Genomic DNA, 21,904 nt, shown 5'->3' on the forward strand with positions numbered 1-21,904 from the left:
GGCGACTTCCCTGATCTCCCCGGTCTCGAAACTCCACGGCAATCAAGCCCGTGCGGGTGCGCGCGCCATCGTCATCGGCAAAATCATCATCACGAAAACGATCACGAAAATCTGATCGTCGTCCGTCGTGCCCGCCTGTTTCCCCGCGCGGTCGCGCCGGGGGCGGAAAAGGCGGGGAAGCTCCAGCAAAGGGTTAGTCATGAACGTAGGTCTCGTAGGTTGGCGCGGCATGGTCGGCAGCGTGCTGATGCAGCGCATGCAGGAAGAAGGCGATTTCGATCTGATCGAGCCGGTGTTTTTCAGCACCAGCAACGCGGGCGGCAAGGCGCCGTCGTTCGCGAAAAACGAGACCACGCTCAAGGATGCGACGAGCATCGACGACCTGAAGAAGTGCGACGTCGTCATCACGTGCCAGGGCGGCGACTACACGAACGACGTGTTCCCGAAGCTGCGCGCGGCCGGCTGGAACGGCTACTGGATCGACGCGGCGTCGTCGCTGCGGATGAAGGACGACGCGGTGATCATCCTCGATCCGGTGAACCTGAACGTGATCAAGGACGCGCTCGTCAACGGCACGAAGAACTTCATCGGCGGCAACTGCACGGTCAGCCTGATGCTGATGGCGCTGGGCGGCTTGTTCCGCGAGAACCTCGTCGACTGGATGACGGCGATGACGTACCAGGCCGCGTCGGGCGCGGGCGCGCAGAACATGCGCGAGCTGCTCGCGCAGATGGGCACGCTGAACGGCGCGGTTGCGGCGCAGCTCGCCGATCCGGCGTCGGCGATCCTCGACATCGATCGCCGCGTGCTCGCCGCGATGACGAGCGACGCGATGCCGACGAGCCAGTTCGGCGTGCCGCTCGCGGGCTCGCTGATTCCGTGGATCGACAAGGATCTCGGCAACGGGATGTCGAAGGAAGAATGGAAGGGCGGCGCGGAAACGAACAAGATCCTCGGCAAGCCGGCGATGGGCGAGCCGGGCTCGATTCCGGTCGACGGCCTGTGCGTGCGGATCGGCGCGATGCGCTGCCACTCGCAGGCGCTCACGATCAAGCTGAACAAGGACGTGCCGCTCGACGAGATCAACGGCATCCTCGCGTCGGCGAACGACTGGGTGAAGGTCGTGCCGAACGAGCGCGAAGCGTCGATGCGCGATCTGTCGCCGGCGAAGGTGACGGGCACGCTGTCGGTGCCGGTCGGCCGCCTGCGCAAGCTCGCGATGGGTGGCGAATACCTGTCGGCATTTACCGTCGGCGATCAATTGTTGTGGGGTGCGGCCGAGCCGCTGCGCCGGATGCTGCGCATTCTGCTCGACAAGTAAAGTAAACTACGCGATTACGACGCGTACACAACCCGAAAGCGTCGCGTTTCACGCGACGCTTTTTTTATTTGCGGTCCGATTTTGTCTTATTCCAAACGCGAACCCAGGCCGCGTAACGCCGCGGCGACCAAGCCGATGACGCTTCGATTCCTTTCTTCGACGACGATCTCCGATGGCCTGCCGAGCGCGCGACGCGCCGTCGCGGTCGCCATCCTCGCGCTCGCCGGCGCGACGGCTGCGCACGCGGCGCCCGATGCGGCGAGCGCCGCCGCGGGCGACCAGGCCGCGCCGCTCACGATCACCGTGCGACCCGGCCAGTCGCTCAACGACATTGCTGTCGCCGTCACGCAGTCGCACGATCCCGCCGTGCTGGCCCGCGCGGGCCGCGCGCTCTTCGACGCGAATCCGCAGGCGTTCATGAAGCGCGATCCGAGCCGCTTGAAGATCGGCGCGCAATTGACGGTGCCCGCGCTCGACGCGACGGGCGCGGCGGCCGGCTTGGCCGCAAGCGGCGCGGCGGCGGGCGGCGCGCTCGCGTCGGCGGCGCTCGCGGCGTCGCATGCGGCCGCGTCGGCTGGGTCGGCCGGGTCGGCCGCAGCGGCCTCGCATCCGGTGGCGACGTCGGCGGCGTCGCACGTCGCCGCGGCAAGCGGCGCAACGTCATTGGCGGCGTTGGCGGCTTCCGGCGCAGCCGGTTCCGCGTCGACCGTGAACGGCGAGTCGGCGCCCGGCGCGGCGTCGGCGCATGCTTCGTCCGCGGCCGCTCAGGCGGCGGCGCCCGCCGCTTCGTCCGGTGTCGCCAGCGCGCACGTCTGGAGCGGCTCGATCCAGCAAGCGCCGGCGGGGGCGAACGGCGCGTCGGCGGCGGGCGCGGAGGCGCTGCTCGCTCCCGGCGCCGCAAATCAGATGCCTTCGGGCTCGGCAACGCAGGCCGCGACGGGCGCATCGCAAGCGCGGCCGTCGAGCCTGCAGCAATTGCTCGCGTTGAAGAATCGCGTCCTGATGGAGTTGCAGAAGCACGGGATCGGCAAGCCCGCCGCGAACCTTGCTCCGCCGCCGGCGCCCGCCGCCGGAAGCGCGCAGAAATCGCAGGCTGGTGCCGAGGCTGGGGCGGCGACGTCCGCGGTGGCCGGCTCCGAAACCGCAGGCTCCGAAACGGCGGGCTCAGAGGCCGCGGTCGGATCTGCCGCTGGACCGGCGACGAACGCCGCTTCCGCGCCGGCCGTGACGTCGCCCGCGAGCGTATCGCCGCGCGCGACGGCGCCGCAGGCGCCGTTCAACATGGGCGCCGCGATCGCGGTGGGCGCGGCCGTCGTCGCGCTGATCGCGGGCTTCGCGCTGCGCCGGCGCAAGAAGGGGCCGTCCGCTGACGCGATCGAGCCGGGCGCGTTCACGCCGGCCCCGGCGCTCGATCCGGATGCGGTCGCGGCCATTGCCGGCGCGCCGGCCGAACCCGAAGCGGCGGAAAAGACGCACGAAGCGGGCGAACAGGGCGCGAACGCGGCTGCTCGGCACGCATTGCCGATCGTGCCGCCCGTCGAAACCGACAAGGCGTCGGCGAAGGGCGAATCGATGTTGTCGTCGGCGGCCGGCCCGGACCTCGAGCCGGCTCGCGAGCCGCATGCGCGAGCAGCCGAGCCGTTGACGCTGAAGATGCCGCAGGCGGACGAGCCCGGCAGCGCGCCGTTCGCGGCCAAATCGGCGGCCGAATCGGCGGCCAAATCGGCGGCCGAGGCGGCGGCCGAGGCGGGCGTCCCGCCGACCGGCGCGAAGCCGGCGCCGTACGCATGGCGACAGGCGTTCCCGCGCGACGCGATCGCCGCGCTCGACAGCCTCGATATGCCGCTGCCGCCGCGCGAGTCGGCGCCTGACGACATCGGCCAAGAAGTGCAATCGCAACCTGCCGAACCGGCGGGTTCGAATGCTTCCCAGGATGCAACTAACGGTCAAGCCGACGCGCATCGGCCGATTGGCGCGGAAGCGCCGCGTGAAGCGGGAGCGCTTGGCGAAGCAAAGCCGGTGGCGGATCGGAATGAGGGCGAACCGTTCGACGATGAAATGCATGCGGCCCGCCCATGGGTTGCCGAGCCGCTGCATGCCACGCCGCCGGGCGGAATCGAGCCTGCCGAAACGGTAGCGCGGGCGGCTGAGTCGTCGGCGACCGAACCACTGGGCGAAGCCGCGCGGGGGCAGGATGCGCGATCGACCGAGCCGCGATCGTTCGCGACGGAAGCGGGCTCGACGCATTCCGCCGGTCAGCAGGCGGCTCGCGCCGAAGCGACGGAGCCGCAAGCGCCGACGCTGATCGGAGCGGCGCCGGATGTGCACGAGCGGGCGCACGAGCAGGCGCACGCGCAGCGGCAGGCCGGCGCCGTGCCGCAGCAAGCCGCCGTGCCGCACGAGGCCGCCGTGCCGGGCATCGAACTGCCGAACGCGCCGTTGACCGCACATGTCGAGCCGCCGCCGGCGGCTGCGCAGCCCGGCGCAGCGTTCGCTGCACCCGCGCCGGTGCCGGCGTCGTCGAGCAGCGAACCGGCCCGCGAGCCGGCTGCGCCATCGCAGTCCCCGTCCCCGAACTCGCCGCCGCTCGGCGTCGCGCAATTCGGCGCGCTGAACCTCGACTTCGATCTGGAACTGCCGGCTGGCCCGAGCGCGTCGCTGCCGGCATTCACGCCCGAGGCGCTCGCGAAGATCGCGCGCAACAAGCTCGAGCTCGCGTCCGAATACGTCGAGCTCGGCGATCTCGCCGGCGCGCGCACGCTGTTGCACGAGGTGATCGAAGCCGGTCACGCCGACACGCGCGACGAAGCGCGCGTGATGCTCGCCAAGCTCGCCGATCTGTCGTGATGAGAATCGCACTCGGCATTCAATACGACGGCGCGGCGTTCTGCGGCTGGCAGTCGCAGCCGCACGGCAAGACTGTCCAGGACGTGCTCGAGCGGGCGCTCGCCGAATTCGCGCAGACCTCGCTGCACACGACGGTCGCGGGCCGCACCGATACCGGCGTGCACGGCCTCGGCCAAGTCGTCCATTTCGACACGGAGCTCGATCGCGCGGATTTCTCGTGGGTGCGCGGCACGAACGCGTTCCTGCCGCCGACGGTCGCCGTGCAATGGGCGAAGCCGATGCCGGACACGTTCCACGCGCGCTTCGCGGCGTTCGAGCGCACCTATTACTATGCGCTGTACGTGCATCCGGTGCGCTCGCCGATGCTCGCCGCACGCGCGGGCTGGGTCCACATGCCGCTCGACGTCGATGCGATGCGCGAAGCCGCCGAGCACCTCGTCGGCGAGCACGATTTCTCGGCGTTCCGCTCGTCGGAGTGCCAGGCGAAGTCGCCCGTCAAGCATCTGTACCAGATCGGCATCCGCCCCGACGGCGATTTCATCCATTTCCGCTTCCGCGCGAACGCGTTCCTGCACCACATGGTGCGCAACCTGATGGGCTGCCTCGTCGCGGTGGGGCGCGGCCGCTATCCGGCGTCGTGGCTCGCGCAAGTGCTCGAAAGCCGGGACCGCGACTGCGCGGCGCCGACCTTCATGCCCGAAGGGCTCTATCTCGCGCACGTCGGCTATCCGGCCGAATTCGCGGTGCCGCCCGCGCAGCTCGGCAGCGTGCCGTGGAGCAGCGTGTGGGCCGATCTGGACGGACGACCATGATGACCGACAAGACGAAGACAATGGACGATACGCTCGCCGCGGGTGCGCGCGACGACGTGCTTGCCGCCGCGCCGCCGCCGCGCACGCGGATCAAGCTCTGCGGGCTGTCGAAGCCCGGCGACGTCGATTGGGCGGCCGAGCTGGGCGCCGACGCGATCGGCCTCGTGTTCTACCCGAAAAGTCCGCGCGCCGTGACGATCGACCAGGCGGCCGCGCTTGCCGCGCGCGTGCCGCCGTTCGTGTCGGTCGTCGGATTGTTCGTCAATTCGACCGAGGACGAGATCGCGCGCGTCGCGAGCGAAGTGCCGCTCACGCTGCTGCAATTCCACGGCGACGAGACGCCCGCGCAATGCGCGTCGCTCGCCGCCGCGGCGCGCCTGCCGTGGCTGCGCGCGCTGCGCGTGGGCGTGGCGGCCAGGCCGGCCGATTTGGTAGAATCGGCTCTTCACTATTCGGCAGCACGCGGCTTGTTGTTCGACACCCTCGTCGAGCACTACGGCGGCAGCGGCAAGGTCTTCGATTGGTCACTTATCCCAGCAGAGCTCGTGCGTCGGGCCGTTTTGAGTGGTGGGTTGAACGCGCAAAACGTCGGTGATGCGATCCGTCAGGTGCGCCCGTTCGCGGTCGATGTCTCGAGCGGCATCGAAACGCCGGGCGCGAAGGGCGTGAAGGATCGCGCCCGCATGGCGGCGTTCGTGCGCGCGGTGCGCGACGCGGACGCCGGGTGATGCCAGCCCGCGCGGCGGGCGCCGGAAACGAGAACCGGCGCGCCGCGCGGTCGAACCGAGAGTGACGTCATGTACAACCTTCCCGATGATCGTGGCCATTTCGGCCCATATGGCGGCGTGTTCGTCGCCGAAACGCTGATTCACGCGCTCGACGAGCTGCGCGCCGCGTACGAGAAATTCAAGAACGACCCCGACTTCGTCGCCGAGTACAACCGCGAACTGAAGCATTTCGTCGGCCGTCCGTCGCCGATCTATCACGCGCAGCGCTGGAGCGACACGCTCGGCGGCGCGCAGATCTACCTGAAGCGCGAAGACCTGAACCACACGGGCGCGCACAAGGTGAACAACGTGATCGGCCAGGCGCTGCTCGCGAAGCGGATGGGCAAGAAGCGCGTGATCGCCGAGACGGGCGCGGGCCAGCACGGCGTCGCGACCGCGACGATCTGCGCGCGCTTCGGCATGGAGTGCGTCGTCTACATGGGCGCGGAAGACGTGCGCCGCCAGGCCGCGAACGTCTATCGGATGAAGCTGCTCGGCGCGACCGTCGTGCCCGTCGAATCCGGCTCGCGCACGCTGAAGGACGCGCTCAACGAAGCGATGCGCGACTGGGTCACGAACATCGAGAACACGTTCTACATCATCGGCACGGTCGCGGGCCCGCACCCGTATCCGATGATGGTGCGCGACTTCCAGCGCGTGATCGGCGACGAGTGCAAGGTGCAGATGCCCGAGCTCGCCGGGCGGCAGCCGGACGCGGTGATCGCGTGCGTCGGCGGCGGCTCGAACGCGATGGGCATCTTCTATCCGTACATCGACGATCAATCGGTGCAACTGATCGGCGTCGAGGCGGCGGGCGACGGCCTCGACACGGGCCATCACGCGGCGTCGCTGATCGCCGGCAGCCCCGGCGTGCTGCACGGCAACCGCACGTACCTGCTGCAGGACGACAACGGCCAGATCATCGAGACGCACTCGGTGTCGGCGGGCCTCGACTATCCGGGCGTCGGCCCCGAGCACGCGTGGTTGAAGGACAGCGGCCGCGCGCAGTACGTCGGCATCACCGACGACGAAGCGCTGAAGGCGTTCCACGACTGCTGCCGGATCGAGGGGATCATCCCGGCGCTCGAATCGAGCCACGCGATCGCGTATGCGACGAAGCTCGCGCCGACGCTGCCGAAGGACAAAGTCCTGCTCGTCAACCTGTCGGGCCGCGGCGACAAGGACATGCACACGGTCGCCGAGCGATCGGGCATCGCGCTCTGAACCCGAACGATGCGTGACCTGATCGAAGAGCCGGCGGGCGGCGCGGCGAGCGGGGCGGAAGCGGTTCCGGCCGCGGACGCCGCTCGCGCGCTGCCGGCCGGCATCGAACTCATCAACCGCGATTTCCTGACTGAAGCCGCGAGCCTGCCGGACGCGTCGATCGACCTGATCGTCGCCGATCCGCCGTACGGGCTCGGCAAGGATTACGGCAACGACTCGGACAAGCGCTCCGGCGACGACCACCTCGCGTGGACGCGCGAGTGGCTCGAACTCGCGATTCAGAAGCTCAAGTCCACCGGCTCGATGTACGTGTTCTGCACGTGGCAGTACGCGCCCGAGATCTTCAGCTTCCTGAAGACGAGGCTCACGATGATCAACGAGATCATCTGGGACCGGCGCGTGCCGAGCATGGGCGGCACGACGCGCCGCTTCACGTCGGTGCACGACAACATCGGCTTTTTCGCGGTGTCGAAGGGCTATTACTTCGATCTCGATCCGGTTCGCATCCCATACGACGCCGATACGAAGAAGGCGCGCTCGCGCAAGCTGTTCGAAGGCAGCAAGTGGCTCGAGCTCGGCTACAACCCGAAGGACGTGTGGTCCGTGTCGCGCCTGCATCGCCAGCATGCGGAGCGGGTCGACCATCCGACCCAGAAGCCGCTCGAGATCATCGAGCGGATGGTGCTCGCGAGCTGCCCGCCGGGCGGCCGCGTGCTCGATCCGTTCATGGGCAGCGGCACGACCGCGGTGGCCTGCGCGCGGCAGCGGCGCGGCTTCGTCGGCTACGAGATCAACGAAAGCTATTGCGCGATCGCGCGCGAGCGCGTGGCGGCGCTCGCGGCGCCGATCGACGCGTGAGCGTCGCCGCGCGCGCGATAGCGTACGATTTGGAAAAAACCATGTCCCGTATTCAGAACACCTTCGCCGCACTCGCCGCCCAAGGCCGTAAAGGGCTGATTCCGTTCATCACCGCGGGCGATCCCGATCCGGCGAAGACGGTCGAGCTGATGCACGCGCTCGCCGAAGGCGGCGCCGACGTGATCGAGCTCGGCGTGCCGTTCTCCGACCCGATGGCGGACGGCCCCGTGATCCAGCGCTCGTCCGAGCGCGCGCTCGCGAAGGGCGTGACGCTCGCCGGCGTGCTCGGCGACGTGAAGCGCTTCCGCGAGCGCGACCAGAAGACGCCCGTCGTGCTGATGGGCTATGCGAATCCGATCGAGCGGATGGGCGAGGACGCGTTTGCCGCGGCCGCGCGCGACGCGGGCGTCGACGGCGTGCTCGTCGTCGACTATCCTCCGGAGGAATCGCACGATTTCGCCGCGAAGATGCGCGCGGCGGGCATCGATCCGATTTTCCTGCTCGCGCCGACGTCGACCGACGACCGGATCGCCGCCGTCGGCCACGTGGCGAGCGGCTACGTCTACTATGTATCGCTCAAGGGCGTGACGGGCGCCGGAAATCTGGATGTTTCCAGCATTGCGGGTAAAATCCCGGCCATCAAGTCGCGCGTGCCGCTGCCGATCGGGGTCGGTTTCGGCATCCGCGACGCCGCGACGGCGCGCGCGGTGGCCGAGGTGGCGGACGCCGTCGTGATCGGCAGCCGCCTCGTCCAGTTGCTGGAGCAGGCCGCGCCGGAGAACGCCGCCGCCGAACTCGAGGCGTTCGTCGCCGAGCTGCGCGCCGCGATCGACGGCGCGGCCGAGCCGGCCGCGTAAGCGACGCGCGGGACACGTCAACACAAGCTGATCGCGGGCCGGGGGCAGAACGCCCGGCCCGCCACCGAACAGGAAACCATACGATGAGCTGGCTCGACAAACTGTTGCCGCCGAAGATCAAGCAGACCGATCCGAAAAGCCGCAAGGGGATTCCCGAGGGCCTGTGGGTCAAGTGCCCGTCGTGCGAAGCGGTGCTGTACCGTAACGACGTCGACGCGAATCAGCACGTGTGCCCGAAGTGCGATCACCACATGCGGATCGGCGCGCGCGAGCGCCTCGACGCGCTGCTCGATCCGGAGGGCCGCTACGAGATCGGCCAGGAGATCGTGCCGGTCGATTCGCTGAAGTTCAAGGACAGCCGCAAGTATCCTGATCGTCTGAAGGAAGCGATGGACGAGACGGGCGAGACCGACGCGATGGTCGTGATGGGCGGCGCGATCCACACGCTGCCCGTGGTCGCCGCGTGCTTCGAGTTCTCGTTCATGGGCGGCTCGATGGGCTCGGTCGTCGGCGAGCGCTTCGTGCGCGGCGCGCAGAACGCGCTCGAGCAGCAGGTGCCGTTCATCTGCTTCACCGCGTCGGGCGGCGCGCGGATGCAGGAAAGCCTGCTGTCGCTGATGCAAATGGCGAAGACCACCGCAATGCTGACGAAGCTCTCCGAGGCGAAGCTGCCGTTCATTTCGGTGCTGACCGATCCGACGATGGGCGGCGTGTCGGCGAGCTTCGCGTTCTTGGGCGACGTCGTGATCGCCGAGCCGAAGGCGCTGATCGGCTTCGCGGGCCCGCGCGTGATCGAGCAGACGGTGCGCGAGAAGCTGCCGGAAGGCTTCCAGCGCGCCGAGTTCCTGCTGACGACGGGCGCGATCGACATGATCGTCGACCGCCGCAAGATGCGCGACGAGATCGCGCAACTGCTCGCGCTCTTGCAGCGCCAGCCGGCCGACGCGCTGGCTTGACGGCCGCGCGCATGATCGCACCACCGCGCGTCGCTCGGCTTGCGCCGAGCGGCGCGTTTGTTTTTTCGGCGGATTCTCCCGGACTCGCCGCTTTGACTCGCAGTTGAATTCGATGAGCACTTTTCCCACTCTCGACGCGTGGCTCTCGCATCTCGAAAGCGCGCATCCCGTCGGCATCGACATGGGCCTGACCCGCATCGGCCAGGTCAAGGACGCGCTGAAGCTCGCGTTCGCGTGCCCGGTGGTCACCGTCGGCGGCACGAACGGCAAGGGCTCGACCTGCGCGTTCGTCGAGACGATTCTCGTGCGCGCGGGCTATAAGGTCGGCTGCCACACGTCGCCGCATCTGCTGCGCTTTAACGAGCGCGCGCGCATCGACGGGCGGATCGTCGAGGACGCCGAGCTGCTGCCGCACTTCGAGGCGGTCGAGGCGGCGCGCACGAGCCTGCCGGAGCCGGTGTCGCTCACGTATTTCGAGTTCACGACGCTCGCGATCATGCATCTGTTCGCGTCGCGCGGGCTCGACGCGGTGATCCTCGAAGTCGGGCTCGGCGGCCGGCTCGACGCGGTCAACGTGATCGACACCGATTGCGCGATCGTGACGAGCATCGACGTCGACCACATCGAATACCTCGGCGACACCCGCGAGAAGATCGCGTTCGAGAAGGCGGGCATCTTCCGCGCCGGCAAGCCCGCGATCTGCGGCGACCCGGCGCCGCCGCAGACGCTCGTCGACCACGCGGCGGCGATCGGCGCGGATCTCTGGCTCGTCGGGCGCGACTTCCGCTTCGCGACGCAGCCGGGCAGCGAGCGCCAGCAATGGACGTACGTCGGCCGCGACAAGCGCTATCCGGCGCTCGCGTATCCGGCGCTGCGCGGCGCGAACCAGCTGCTCAACGCATCGGCCGCGCTCGCCGCGCTCGAGGCGCTGCGCGAGCGTCTGCCCGTGTCCGCGCAGGACATCCGGCTCGGGCTCGCGAACGTCGAGTTGCCGGGGCGCTTCCAGGTGCTGCCCGGCAAGCCGCTCGTGCTGCTCGACGTCGCGCACAACCCGCACGCGGCCGCGGTGCTTGCGCAGAATCTCGACAGCATGGGCTACTACCCGTACACGCACGCGGTGTTCGGCGCGATGGCCGACAAGGATCTCGCCGGAATCGTCGCGCGCCTGAAGGGCTCGATCGATCACTGGCATCTGACCGACCTGCCGTTGCCGCGCGCCGCGTCGGCTGACGTGCTGGAGCGCGTGCTGCGCGGCGCGGGCGTCGAGAGCGGCGCGCAGCACAGCGTCACGCGCCACGCGAGTCCGGCCGACGCGTTCCTCGATGCACTAAAAAGCGCATCCGACAATGATAGAATCTTGGTTTTCGGTAGCTTCTACACGGTAGCGGGCGTGATGCCCGTCGTGGACCGCCGCCATGACCACTGACTGACGAGTAGCTTCGGGTTCAGCCATACATGGGAATTTTCTCGTTCGGCAAGAAAGAGGACGACGCGCCGCAAAGGCGCGGGTCGCGGTCCGGCGCCCGGACCGTGCGCACCGAACGCGTGGAGCGCCGGTCGCGCCGCACCGAGCGGCCCGACACCGACGCACTGCTGCTCGATCCGACCCTTCCTGAAAAACAACGCGCGCGCCGGCGCCTCGTCGGTGCGATCGCGCTCGTCGTCGCCGCGGTGATCGTGCTGCCGATGGTGCTTGATTCGCATCCGAAGCCCGTCACCGACGACGTCCAGATCGACATTCCGAACCGTCCGTCGCACCAGGCGGCCGCCGCGAACGACGAAGACGCGTCGGACCTCCAGGCGGGCGTCGCGCACGACGAGCCGCCCGCGTCCGAAACGGCCGCGACCGCGAGCGTCGCGCCCGCCGCGCCGGCGCCGGCGCCCGCGCCCGCCGCGACCGCGAAGACGGACGCGAAGCACACGCAGGACGCGAAGCACACGCAAACCGCCGCCGCGAAGGCGCCGAGTGCCGCGCAGAAGCCGGCCGCGCAGCCGTCGCAGGATGCCGCGGCGGCGCGCGCCTCGGCCGACGGCGACGCGTCGTCGCCCGCATCGCCGCCAGGCGCGCGCTTCGCGCTGCAGCTCGGCTCGTTTCGCGACGACGCGACCGCCCGCGACTGGGCGGCGAAGTTGAAAGCGGCGGGCGTGCCCGCCTATGTCGAGCATCGCAAGCAGGCCGACGGCAGTACGGCTACACTGTTGCGCGCGGGGCCGTTCGCCGATCGCGCGGCCGCCTCCTCCGCGATCGCGAAGGTGCGCGAAGCGGGCCTCACGCAGTAAAGGGCGATGCTGACCGCTTTCGATTACGCCGTCCTGCTGGTGATCGGTCTGTCGGCGATGCGCGGCGCGTGGCGCGGCTTCGTCGGCGAGATCTTCGGCCTGATCGGCTGGATCGCCGCATTTTTGATCGCGTGCCGATTCGTCGGCGTCGTGCTGCCCTACATTCCGGCGACTTGGCCGGGCGGCGCGTTGACCCAGTGGGTCGTCGCGTTCGCGTTGATCGTCATCGGCGTCGTGCTCGTCGCGGGCGTCGCGAACGCGTTGCTGTCGCGGATCGCGCAGGCGACGGGCCTGGGCGGCGTCGACCGGTCGCTCGGCATGATGTTCGGCCTCGTGCGCGGCGTGCTGCTCGTGCTGCTGCTCGTCGCCGGGGCCGGCTTGACCGAGCTGCCGAAACAGGATTTCTGGCGCGACGCGTTGTTGCGTCCGTTCGCCGAACAGGGCGTGCGCGAGCTGAAGCCGCTCTTGCCCGACGGGCTCGCTGCGTACATTCACGTCTGATCCGCGCGAGCGCACCGACCGAACCGTTTTTTGTATCGTTGAAGGACATGCCATGTGCGGCATCGTAGGCGTTATCTCCCAGTCTCCGGTCAACCAGCTCGTCTATGACAGCCTGCTGCTGCTGCAGCACCGCGGTCAGGACGCGGCGGGCATCGCGACGGCGGACGGCAGCAATTTCCACATGTACAAGGCGAACGGCATGGTGCGCGACGTGTTCCGCACGCGCAACATGCGCAGCCTGCCCGGCACGGCCGGGATCGGTCAGGTCCGTTATCCGACGGCGGGCTCCGCGTCGAGCGAAGCCGAAGCGCAACCGTTCTACGTGAACGCGCCGTTCGGCATCATCCTCGCGCACAACGGCAATCTGACGAACTGGCAACAGTTGAAGGACGAGATGTTCCGGATTGACCGCCGCCACATCAACACGAATTCCGACAGCGAAGTGCTGCTGAACGTGCTCGCGCACGAGCTGCAACTGTCGACGACGGGCCTCGAGCTCGATCCGGATTCGCTGTTCAAGGCGGTCGCGGGCGTGCACCGCCGCGCGCACGGCTCGTACGCGATCGTGTCGCTGATCGCGGGCTGCGGCCTGCTCGCGTTCCGCGATCCGTTCGGCATCCGCCCGCTTTGCATCGGCAAGCTCGAGACCGAGCAGGGCACCGAGTGGATCGTCGCGTCGGAATCGGTCGCGGTGGAGGGCATCGGCTTCGAGTTCGTTCGCGATGTGCAGCCGGGCGAGGCGGTCTTCATCGACGTGAACGGCAAGTTCCACAGCCGCCAGTGCGCGGACAAGCCGAGCCTGAACCCGTGCATGTTCGAGTACGTGTACCTCGCGCGTCCGGATTCGTGCCTCGACGGCGTGCCTGTGTACAACGTCCGCCTGCGCATGGGCGACTACCTCGCCGAGAAGGTCAAGCGCGAGCTGCCGAACGTGCCGATCGACGTCGTGATGCCGATTCCCGATTCGTCGCGGCCGGCGGCGATGCAGGTGGCGGCGAAGCTCGGCGTCGAGTACCGCGAAGGCTTCTTCAAGAACCGCTACGTCGGCCGCACGTTCATCATGCCGGGCCAGGCGGTGCGCAAGAAGTCGGTGCGCCAGAAGCTCAACGCGATGAGCATCGAGTTCAAGGACAAGCACGTGCTGATCGTCGACGATTCGATCGTGCGCGGCACCACGTCGCACGAGATCGTGCAGATGGCGCGCGACGCGGGCGCGAAGTCGGTGATCTTCGCGTCGGCGGCGCCGCCCGTGAAGTTCCCGAACGTCTACGGCATCGACATGCCGACGCGCGGCGAGCTCGTCGCGCACGGCCGCACCGACGAGGAAGTCGCGAAGATCATCGGCGCGGATTACCTGATCTATCAGGACGTCGACGATCTGCGCCGCGCGGTGCGCGACATCAATCCGTCGCTCGAGCGCTTCGAGGCGTCGTGCTTCGACGGCGAGTACATCACGGGCGACGTCACGCCCGAGTATCTCGACGCGATCGAGCGCGCGCGTCTCGCGCCCGCGTCGCAGGCCGATCGCGATTCGAACGGCGAAGGCGCCGAGCGCTCGCAGATGAACCTGCAGCTGTCGGTCGAGTGAGCGCCCCGCGCACATGACCGAAAAGGCGTGATACGATGAGGCCTTGCGTCGATTTGATTTCAGCTTGCGGACGCGGGGCAACCCAAAACAGCTAAAGCGAAGGCCGGTGAGCAGCGCCACGCCGGCCCGAGTCGATAGCTGTTCGTACCGCACACTAAGCCCGCTGATGCCGACGCATGAGCGGGCTTTTTGTTGGTCTGCGCATTCGCCGCGCGGCGCGCACGGCGGCGATGCGCTTGAAAACGGATGAACGGAACATGGACGATTCTCTCAACTTCGACACGCTCGCCGTGCGCTCGGGCACGCTGCGCAGCGAATTCAACGAACATTCGGAAGCGCTCTTCCTGACGTCGAGCTTCTGCTACGCGAGCGCGGCCGAGGCGGCCGAGCGCTTCAAGCATTCGGAAGACTATTACACGTACTCGCGCTTCACGAACCCGACCGTCACGATGTTCCAGGATCGCCTCGCGGCGCTCGAGGGCGGCGAGGCGTGCATCGCGACCGCGTCCGGGATGGCGGCGATCACGTCGGTCGTGATGGCCGCGTTGCAGGCGGGCGACCACCTCGTCAGCTCGCGCAGCCTGTTCGGCTCGACGCTCGGGCTGTTCGGGCAGATCTTCGCGAAGTTCGGCATCGAGACGACGTTCGTCGATCCGGCCGATCTCGACGCATGGCGCGCCGCCGTGCGCCCCGAGACGAAGATGTTCTTCCTCGAGACGCCGTCGAACCCGATGACCGAGCTCGCCGACATCGAGGCGATCGGCAAGATCGCGAAGGCGGCGAACGCGCTGTTCGTCGTCGACAACTGTTTCTGCAGCCCGGTGCTGCAGCAGCCGCTCAAGCTCGGCGCGGACGTCGTGATGCACTCGGCGACCAAGTTCCTCGACGGCCAGGGCCGCGTGCTCGGCGGCGCGCTCGTCGGCTCGAAGGCGTTCATCATGGAGAAGGTGTTCCCGTTCGTGCGCACCGCGGGGCCGACGCTGTCCGCGTTCAACGCGTGGGTGCTGCTCAAGGGCATGGAGACGCTGTCGCTGCGCGTGAACCGGCAATCGGAGAACGCGCTCGAGATCGCCCGCTGGCTCGAGGCGCATCCGGCCGTCAAGCGCGTGTTCTATCCGGGGCTCGAATCGCATCCGCAATACGCGCTCGCGAAGCGCCAGCAGAAGTCGGGCGGCTCGGTCGTGTCGTTCGAGCTGAAGGGCGACACGCCCGAGCAGCAGCGCGCGAACGCATGGCGCGTGATCGACGGCACGAAGATCGTGTCGATCACCGCGAATCTCGGCGACACGCGCACGACGATCACGCATCCGGCGACGACGACGCACAGCCGCATCACGCCTCAGGCGCGCGAGGCGGCGGGGATCACCGAGGGGCTGATCCGGCTTGCGGTCGGGCTGGAGGACCCGGCGGACATTCGCGACGATCTCGCGCGGGGGCTCGAGGGCTGACGCTGAAAATCTTGCGGCGCGCACGCATGCATGGCGCGTGGCGCGCGCGTCGAGCCGCATCGCCTTGCTTCGCATCGCTTCGCTTTGTTTCGCCTTGCTTCGCTTCGCGCGGTGCCGCGCGACGCGTGGGAGCGAGCCGCGACACACCGCACCGGGCCGCGACGCGCCGCCTTCGGCGCGTTCGCGCCAACTGCTAAGCTGGCCGTTCGAATGCATCGAACCAGAAGCGTCCCCATGTTTCAGGCCGGCATCGGCATCAATTTCGAAGCGGCGTTGCGCGACGTGGCCGAATACTGGTCGCCGCGCGTCGTCGGGCGCGTGAACGATCAGTACGTGAAGGTCGCGAAGCTGAAGGGCGAATTCACATGGCACAAGCACGCCGACGAGGACGAGATGTTCCACGTCGTCTACGGCAGCTTGCGCATTCGATTCGAGGATCGCGACGTCGTGCTGAACGCGGGCGACTTCTGCATCGTGCCGAAGCACACGATGCACAACCCGGTCGCCGGGGAAGCGTGCGGGATCGCGCTGATCGAGACCGTCGCGACGCTGCACACGGGCGACACGCCGCGGCCGCTCGCGAAGAGCATCGACGCTCAGCTGGCCGGCTGACCCTCGCGCGCGACGATTGTCGAGCGCATGTCGTCGTACATCCATCGCAGCGTTTCGTCGAGCGGCGTGCGGTGCGTGTCGCCGATCGCGCCGCGCAGCTTCTGCCGCGAACCGACCAGCTTCTTCACTTCGTTCGCGCGCACGAAGCGCGGATCGACGCTGACGGCGATCACGTAGCCTGCGATACGCGCGAGCATCGCCAGCACCTCTTTCAACGCATAGCCGCGCTCCGCGCATACGTTGAACGTCTCGCCCGCCGGCGCGGCGTCGATGAGCCGCGCGTACGCGTCGACGATGTCGCGCACGTCGGAGAAATCGCGGCTCACGTCGAGATTGCCCAGCGAGATGCGCGACTCGCCGCGCGCGTAGTGCGCGACGAGCTTCGGCAGCAGATACGCGTCGCTCTGGCCGACGCCCGTGTAGTTGAACGGTCGCGCGATCACGATCGGCAGGCGGTCGAACCAGAGCCTCGCCATGTATTCCATCGCGAGCTTGCTGACCGCGTAGTCGTTCGCCGGCGACGGCGGCGTCGTTTCATCGAGCACTTCGGTCGGCGCATTGCCGTAGACGTTCGCGCTGCTTGCGAGCAGCACCGCGTTCGGGCGCGTGTCGAGGCCCTCGAGCGACGCGAGCAGGTTGCGCGTGCCAACCACGTTGACGAGGTACGTATCCTGCGGATTGCCGTGCGCGACATGCGCGCGCGCCGCGAGATGCACGACCGCGTGCGGCCGGGCATCGGCGACCGCCGCGTGCAGCGAGTCGACGTCGAGCAGATCCGCCTTCACGCATCGCCAGCGCCGCAGCAGCGGATCGCCGAGCACGTCGGTGTTGGGGGCGACCGTGCCCCACACGTCGTAGCCGTCCGCTTCGAGGCGTGCGGCGAGATGGCGCCCGGTGAAGCCTGCGATGCCGGTGACGAGCGCGCGACGCGCGCCGGGTTCAGAAGGTTTCATGGTGACTGTTGCGCGTGATGTCGGCCTCGACCATCATACGGCACAGCGCTTCGAGCGTCGTCTGCGGCGTCCAGCCGAGCTTTTCCTTCGCCTTGTCCGCACAGCCGATCAGCAGATCGACTTCGGCGGGGCGGTAGAACTTCGGATTCACCGACACGAGCACGTTGCCCGTCGCGGTGTCGATTCCGCGCTCGTCCTCGGCCTTGCCGCTCCATTCGAGTTGATAGCCCGCCGCCGCGAACGCCATCCGCACGAAATCGCGCACCGTCTCGGTGCGGTTCGTCGCGAGCACGTAGGTGTCGGGCTCGTCCACCTGTAGCATTCGCCACATTCCTTCCACGTATTCGAGCGCGAAGCCCCAATCGCGCTTTGCGTCCATGTTGCCGAGCTCGAGCCGGCTCGCCTTGCCGAGCTTGATCTTCGCGACGGTGTCGGTGATCTTGCGCGTGACGAACTCGCGGCCGCGCAGCGGCGACTCGTGATTGAACAGGATGCCGCTCGAGCCGAAGATGCCGTACGACTCGCGGTAATTGACCGTCGTCCAGTGCGCGAACAGCTTCGCGACGCCGTACGGGCTGCGCGGATAGAACGGCGTGCTCTCGGTCTGCGGAATCGCCTGCACCTTGCCGAACATCTCCGACGTCGACGCCTGGTAATAGCGCGTCTTCGGGTTCACGATGCGAATCGCCTCGAGCAGGTTCAGCGCGCCGAGGCCCGTGACGTCGGCCGTCGTCGTCGGTTGGTCGAACGACACGCCGACGAAGCTCTGCGCGGCGAGGTTGTACAGCTCGCCCGGCCGGGTCCGTTCGATGAGGCGCAGGCTCGAACCGAGATCGGTTAGATCGTGCTCGACGAGCGTCAGGTTCGGATGCTTGTCGACGCCCAGTTCGGCGATGCGCCAGAAGTTGACCGAGCTCGTGCGGCGATACGTGCCGACGACTTCGTAGCCCTTGTCGAGCAGGAGCTTCGTCAGATAAGCGCCGTCCTGGCCCGTTATCCCGGTGATGATCGCCTTGCGTGCTTGGGTCATTGCGGTTTCCTAATCGAACGATGGGGGAATCGGATCATGCGGACGCGCGCGCGGCGCCCGCGAGCGCCAGCCGGGGCGCGCCGCGCGTCAGGCGCCGCTCGAAGCCGTACCAGCTCGCGCTCGCGTACGCGAGCGTGATGCCGAACGCGAGCGCCGCCGTCAGGTAGCGGTTCAGATGCAGCGGCCAGAGCGCGTACAGCACGCTCAGGTGGACCAGATAGATCGTGTAGCTGACCGTGCCGACATAGACGAGCGCCGGATTCGTCAGCACGCGCTGCACGAGGCCGCGGCCGCGCAGCGCGATCACGACGATCGACGTGCAGAGCACGAGCGAGATGCTGTAGAGCGTCGCATTGGAAAGCGGCGTGTTCGCCGCGCGAAAGCGCGGATACGACAGATGCAGCCACGCGAGCACGGCGAGCGCCGCGCAGGCGGCGGCGATCGCCGCGCCGTAGTACGGCTCGAGCGCGCGGCGGTCGCGGCGCAGCACGACGGCGATGAGCGCGCCCGCGGCGAGCAGATCCATCCGGAACGGCGTCAGGTAGTAGATCGGCCAGAACGAATCGAACCACGGCGTCGCGATCGCGCGCAAAAGCGGCGCGGCGGCGATCAGCGCGGCCGCGACCCACGCGAGCGCGCGCTCGGGAACGAGCAGCACGACGAACGGCCAGAAGATGTAGAACTGCTCCTCGACGGCGAGCGACCACAGCACGTTCAGGCTTTCGTGCCCGATGCCGCCGAGCGACAGGCCGATGTTCGTCGAGAAGAACGCATACCAAGGCCAGTGCCTGGCCCACTCGACGCCGAACAGCAGCGACGACACGACGAGCAGCAGCAGATACGGCGGCAGGATGCGGCGCACGCGGCGCGCGTAGAAGTAGCCGAAGTACGATTCGCCGCGCGCCTTGCGCTCGAGCAGGATGCCGGTGATGAGCAGGCCGCTCAGCACGAAGAAGAGATCGACGCCGATCCAGAGCGGCGCCTTGAGCGCATGCTGGAAGAACACGGCGAGCACGGCGAACGCACGCAGGCCGTCGAGCTGGACGATGCGGCCGGCGTGGGCGGGCGGGGCAACGAGCGTATCGCGAGTCGTCATCGGGCGTGGGGGCGGACGACGACGATTCGATGCGGGCCGCGCGCGGCGCTTTCGTCGCTCGGATCGTCGTGCATCCGCTGAAATAAATGAAAGATCGAACTGAAATCGATTCTAGGGAAAAGAAATCGGCAAAAAAACGCGCCGAGATTCGTTCGACTTTCTCCGATACGGCGCGGCGACCGGGTCGGCCGCGTGAGCGGCGAACGCGGCATGAAATTCGATTCCGATCTTTTTTATCGTGCGCACATCGCAGTGCGGCATTTCCTACGCGGCCGGCGCGGGCCGCCGGTCGTTCCTGCCGGCGCAGGGCCGCATGAAACGGCTAGAAACGATCATTCGATACGCGATTGCACATCGAAATATCCGCAAATATTTCCAAATTTCTTGTGAATATTTTTGCTTGTAACCTGCTTCGCATCGTTTGAAACCTATTTTGCGATGCGTGCATGCGTCGCAAACGCACGAGCGTTTCGCGCGTTTGGCTCGCATTTGCGCCGGACGCGCGCCGGCGTTTCGTCACGGTCGAAGGGAGAGGCGTTTTGCGACGTTTGATGCTAATGGGAGTGGCGGCGTGCGCGGCGGCGGCGTTCGCGGGCGCCGCGCACGCGGAGAACGTGCTGCCCGCGACGACGTCGTGGATCGGCAATACCTATGGTTACGGCGACGGCACGTGGACGCAGATCGACATTCGCGCGATCGCGGTCACGCCCGACGGCAAGGTGTACACGAACGCGCCATGGGACGAGAGCGGCGCGGAGGCGAGCGTCTATCAGGACGGCAAGATGCTCGGCTTCGCGGGCGGCACGCACGGCTGGGGCAACGCGGGCGGCAGCGCGATCGCGGTCAACGGCCGCTATGCGTACGTGGCGATCGCGGTCGGCAACGAGAAAGGGCGGCTCGTCTCGCCGGGCATCTGGCCGGACAAGGGCCGGCAGTGGTACGGGATCTCGCGCCGCGAGATCGGCGACGTGAAGCAGGCCGCGCCGTTTCGCAGCGCGAAGGCGGGCGATGCGCGCGCGAAGCTCGCGGCGAGCTTCCTGATGGTCAACGACGTGCCGACCGACACGCGCGCGGAAGTCGCGGGGCTTGCCGCGAACGACAGCGTGCTGTACGCGACCGATCCGCTGCACGACACCGTCGGCGTGTACGACGCGCAGACGATGCAGAAAAAAGGCTCGTGGAGCGCGCACGAGCCGGGCCGGATCGCGCTCGCGGGCGACGGCACGCTGTGGCTGCTGACCGACACGGTGAACGGCCCAGCGAAGCTCGCGCACGTGCGCCCCGACGGCCGCGCGATCGACGACGCGCCCGAGCTGCCGCCGGGCACCGACGCCGTGGACGTCGCGGCCGACGCGAAGGGCCGCGTGCTGATCGCCGACAACGGCCCGCGCCAGCAGATCCTGATCTTCTCGAAACCCGCCGACGGCGGCTATGCGATGTCCGGCACGCTCGGCGAGCGCGGCGGCATCTTCTCGGGCTACGCGGGACGGCCGGGGCCGCAGCGCTTCAACGGGCTGACGGGCGTCGGCGTGGATCGCGCGGGCAACGTCTACGTCGCGACGAACGGCATCGGCCCGCGCCACGGCACGATCGGCGCGGGGCTCGGCAGCACGCTCGAGAGCTACGCGCCCGACGGCCGGCTGCGCTGGCAGGTGCAGGGCCTGTTGTTCGTCGACGGCGCGTGGATCGATCCGGGCCGCCCGAACAGCGTCTACACCGGCAACAAGCGCTTCGAGCTCGATCTGTCGAAGCCCGTCGGCAAGGAATGGAAATATGCGGGATTCCTGTCGAACCGCTTCAAGTATCCGGACGATCCGGTGTTCAACACCGATCAATGGCCCGGCATGCCGTTCGCGCGCAAGGTCGCCGGCCGCACGTTCCTCTATCTGACCGACATGTACGCGGATCATCTGAAGATCTACCGCTTCGATGCGAAGCGCGACGGCGAGACCGCGATTCCGTCGGGGCTGCTCGCCGGGCGCGCGCGGCCCGTCGACAAGGTGCCGAACCGGCCGTCGGGCGGCGACTGGATCTGGCGCGACGCGAACGGCAACGGCCGCTTCGACGAAGGCGAATTCGAGCTGAACACGACCGGCAAGGGCATGGCGGGCGGCTGGGGCTGGTGGGTCGACACGAGCGGCGACATCTGGCGCACGAGCGACACGCGCGGCATCCGGCGCTTTCGTTTCGGCGGGCTCGACAAGGCCGGCAACCCGATCTACTCGTACGACAAGCTGACGACGTATCCGACGCCCGCGCCGTTTACCGAGCTGCGCCGCGCGCTGTACGACGCGTCGAGCGACACGCTGTACGTGACCGGCTACACGGCCGACGCGCCGCGCGTGGGCGGCCTGTCGAAGGAGATGGGGCGCGTGCTCGTGCGCTTCGACAAGTGGTCGAGCGGCACGCCCGTCGTGCGCTACCAGGTTTCGCTGCCGTGGCAGCTCGACGCGAAGCCGATCTTCACGCTGATCGGGCTGACGCTCGAGGGGCGCTATCTGTTCGGCGTCGAGCCGGTCGGCACCGTGCACGTGTACGACAAGGACAGCGGCCGCGAACTCGGCGTGATCAAGCCGGGGCCGGAAGTGGGGCGCGCGTCCGGCTGGGTCGACGTGCCGTTCGGCATCAGCGCATACCGGCGCGAGAACGGCGAATACCTGATCTTCGTCGAGGAGGACGCGCGCGGCAAGGTGATGATGTATCGATGGAGGCCGCAATGATCGGCGCAGCGGCGAAAGCGGCCGCGAACGCAGC

19 protein-coding genes are annotated in these 21,904 nt (G+C 68.2%); 15 read left to right on the forward strand and 4 right to left on the reverse strand.

The window, feature by feature from the left end; translation table 11 throughout:
• Window positions 1-42: 42 nt before the first annotated feature.
• Window positions 43-201 carry a hypothetical protein gene (locus tag WS78_RS21265; RefSeq protein WP_038743539.1) on the reverse strand — a complete coding sequence of 53 codons (159 nt, stop codon included), beginning with the start codon at window positions 199-201 and terminating at the stop codon, window positions 43-45.
• Here WS78_RS21265 and asd point away from each other — a divergent pair.
• The 14 genes from asd to WS78_RS21340 all read left to right on the forward strand — a co-directional run bounded on the left by asd (window position 200) and on the right by WS78_RS21340 (window position 16,071).
• Complete coding sequence (asd, locus tag WS78_RS21270) at window positions 200-1,321, forward strand: aspartate-semialdehyde dehydrogenase (protein WP_038743541.1); 1,122 nt, start codon at window positions 200-202, stop codon at window positions 1,319-1,321. The genes WS78_RS21265 and asd overlap by 2 nt on opposite strands.
• A 135-nt stretch (window positions 1,322-1,456) precedes the next feature.
• Complete coding sequence (locus WS78_RS21275) at window positions 1,457-4,168, forward strand: FimV/HubP family polar landmark protein (protein ID WP_059576276.1); 2,712 nt, start codon at window positions 1,457-1,459, stop codon at window positions 4,166-4,168.
• Window positions 4,168-4,980 carry a tRNA pseudouridine(38-40) synthase TruA gene (gene truA, locus WS78_RS21280; RefSeq protein WP_059576273.1) on the forward strand — a complete coding sequence of 271 codons (813 nt, stop codon included), beginning with the start codon at window positions 4,168-4,170 and terminating at the stop codon, window positions 4,978-4,980. The genes WS78_RS21275 and truA overlap by 1 nt, the downstream gene beginning before the upstream one ends.
• Window positions 4,977-5,708 carry a phosphoribosylanthranilate isomerase gene (locus WS78_RS21285; RefSeq protein ID WP_059576270.1) on the forward strand — a complete coding sequence of 244 codons (732 nt, stop codon included), beginning with the start codon at window positions 4,977-4,979 and terminating at the stop codon, window positions 5,706-5,708. The genes truA and WS78_RS21285 overlap by 4 nt, the downstream gene beginning before the upstream one ends.
• 69 nt (window positions 5,709-5,777) lie before the next feature.
• Window positions 5,778-6,971 carry a tryptophan synthase subunit beta gene (gene trpB / locus WS78_RS21290; RefSeq protein ID WP_038743549.1) on the forward strand — a complete coding sequence of 398 codons (1,194 nt, stop codon included), beginning with the start codon at window positions 5,778-5,780 and terminating at the stop codon, window positions 6,969-6,971.
• A 9-nt stretch (window positions 6,972-6,980) separates the two neighbouring features.
• Complete coding sequence (locus WS78_RS21295) at window positions 6,981-7,829, forward strand: DNA-methyltransferase (protein ID WP_059576267.1); 849 nt, start codon at window positions 6,981-6,983, stop codon at window positions 7,827-7,829.
• A 41-nt stretch (window positions 7,830-7,870) separates the two neighbouring features.
• Window positions 7,871-8,686 carry a tryptophan synthase subunit alpha gene (gene trpA, locus WS78_RS21300; RefSeq protein ID WP_059576484.1) on the forward strand — a complete coding sequence of 272 codons (816 nt, stop codon included), beginning with the start codon at window positions 7,871-7,873 and terminating at the stop codon, window positions 8,684-8,686.
• Between the two features lie 83 nt (window positions 8,687-8,769).
• Window positions 8,770-9,642 carry an acetyl-CoA carboxylase, carboxyltransferase subunit beta gene (gene accD / locus WS78_RS21305; RefSeq protein WP_038743556.1) on the forward strand — a complete coding sequence of 291 codons (873 nt, stop codon included), beginning with the start codon at window positions 8,770-8,772 and terminating at the stop codon, window positions 9,640-9,642.
• A gap of 112 nt (window positions 9,643-9,754) precedes the next feature.
• Window positions 9,755-11,068 (forward strand): bifunctional tetrahydrofolate synthase/dihydrofolate synthase, encoded by a 1,314-nt coding sequence (folC, locus tag WS78_RS21310; protein ID WP_038743868.1) that lies wholly within the window; start codon window positions 9,755-9,757, stop codon window positions 11,066-11,068.
• A gap of 29 nt (window positions 11,069-11,097) precedes the next feature.
• Window positions 11,098-11,922 (forward strand): SPOR domain-containing protein, encoded by an 825-nt coding sequence (locus WS78_RS21315; RefSeq protein ID WP_059576264.1) that lies wholly within the window; start codon window positions 11,098-11,100, stop codon window positions 11,920-11,922.
• Between the two features lie 6 nt (window positions 11,923-11,928).
• Window positions 11,929-12,423 (forward strand): CvpA family protein, encoded by a 495-nt coding sequence (locus tag WS78_RS21320; RefSeq protein ID WP_059576261.1) that lies wholly within the window; start codon window positions 11,929-11,931, stop codon window positions 12,421-12,423.
• Window positions 12,424-12,475: 52 nt separating this feature from the next.
• On the forward strand, window positions 12,476-14,011 hold the full coding sequence (purF, locus tag WS78_RS21325; protein ID WP_038743561.1) for an amidophosphoribosyltransferase: 1,536 nt from the start codon (window positions 12,476-12,478) through the stop codon (window positions 14,009-14,011).
• 176 nt (window positions 14,012-14,187) lie between these two features.
• Entirely contained in the window at window positions 14,188-15,459 is a 1,272-nt protein-coding gene (locus WS78_RS21330) for an O-succinylhomoserine sulfhydrylase (RefSeq protein WP_186448654.1), read from the forward strand.
• A gap of 234 nt (window positions 15,460-15,693) precedes the next feature.
• Window positions 15,694-16,071 carry a cupin domain-containing protein gene (locus WS78_RS21340; RefSeq protein WP_059576255.1) on the forward strand — a complete coding sequence of 126 codons (378 nt, stop codon included), beginning with the start codon at window positions 15,694-15,696 and terminating at the stop codon, window positions 16,069-16,071.
• On the opposite strand, the gene WS78_RS21345 is transcribed toward WS78_RS21340, so the two are convergent.
• The 3 genes from WS78_RS21345 to WS78_RS21355 are packed head-to-tail and all read right to left on the reverse strand — an operon-like array spanning window position 16,056 to window position 19,150.
• Complete coding sequence (locus tag WS78_RS21345) at window positions 16,056-17,024, reverse strand: NAD-dependent epimerase/dehydratase family protein (protein WP_038743565.1); 969 nt, start codon at window positions 17,022-17,024, stop codon at window positions 16,056-16,058. The two genes, WS78_RS21340 and WS78_RS21345, sit on opposite strands and share 16 nt — an antisense overlap.
• Complete coding sequence (gene gmd, locus WS78_RS21350) at window positions 17,011-18,054, reverse strand: GDP-mannose 4,6-dehydratase (protein WP_059576252.1); 1,044 nt, start codon at window positions 18,052-18,054, stop codon at window positions 17,011-17,013. The genes WS78_RS21345 and gmd overlap by 14 nt, the downstream gene beginning before the upstream one ends.
• A gap of 34 nt (window positions 18,055-18,088) precedes the next feature.
• Window positions 18,089-19,150: an acyltransferase family protein gene (locus tag WS78_RS21355; RefSeq protein ID WP_059576249.1), complete on the reverse strand. Its 1,062-nt coding sequence runs from the start codon at window positions 19,148-19,150 to the stop codon at window positions 18,089-18,091.
• A 557-nt stretch (window positions 19,151-19,707) separates the two neighbouring features.
• Between WS78_RS21355 and WS78_RS21365 the strand changes: the two genes are divergently transcribed.
• Entirely contained in the window at window positions 19,708-21,870 is a 2,163-nt protein-coding gene (locus tag WS78_RS21365) for an NHL repeat-containing protein (protein WP_059576246.1), read from the forward strand.
• The last annotated feature ends 34 nt before the right edge of the window (window positions 21,871-21,904 follow it).

This window comes from Burkholderia savannae (assembly GCF_001524445.2).
In the GTDB taxonomy this organism is placed as follows: domain Bacteria; phylum Pseudomonadota; class Gammaproteobacteria; order Burkholderiales; family Burkholderiaceae; genus Burkholderia; species Burkholderia savannae.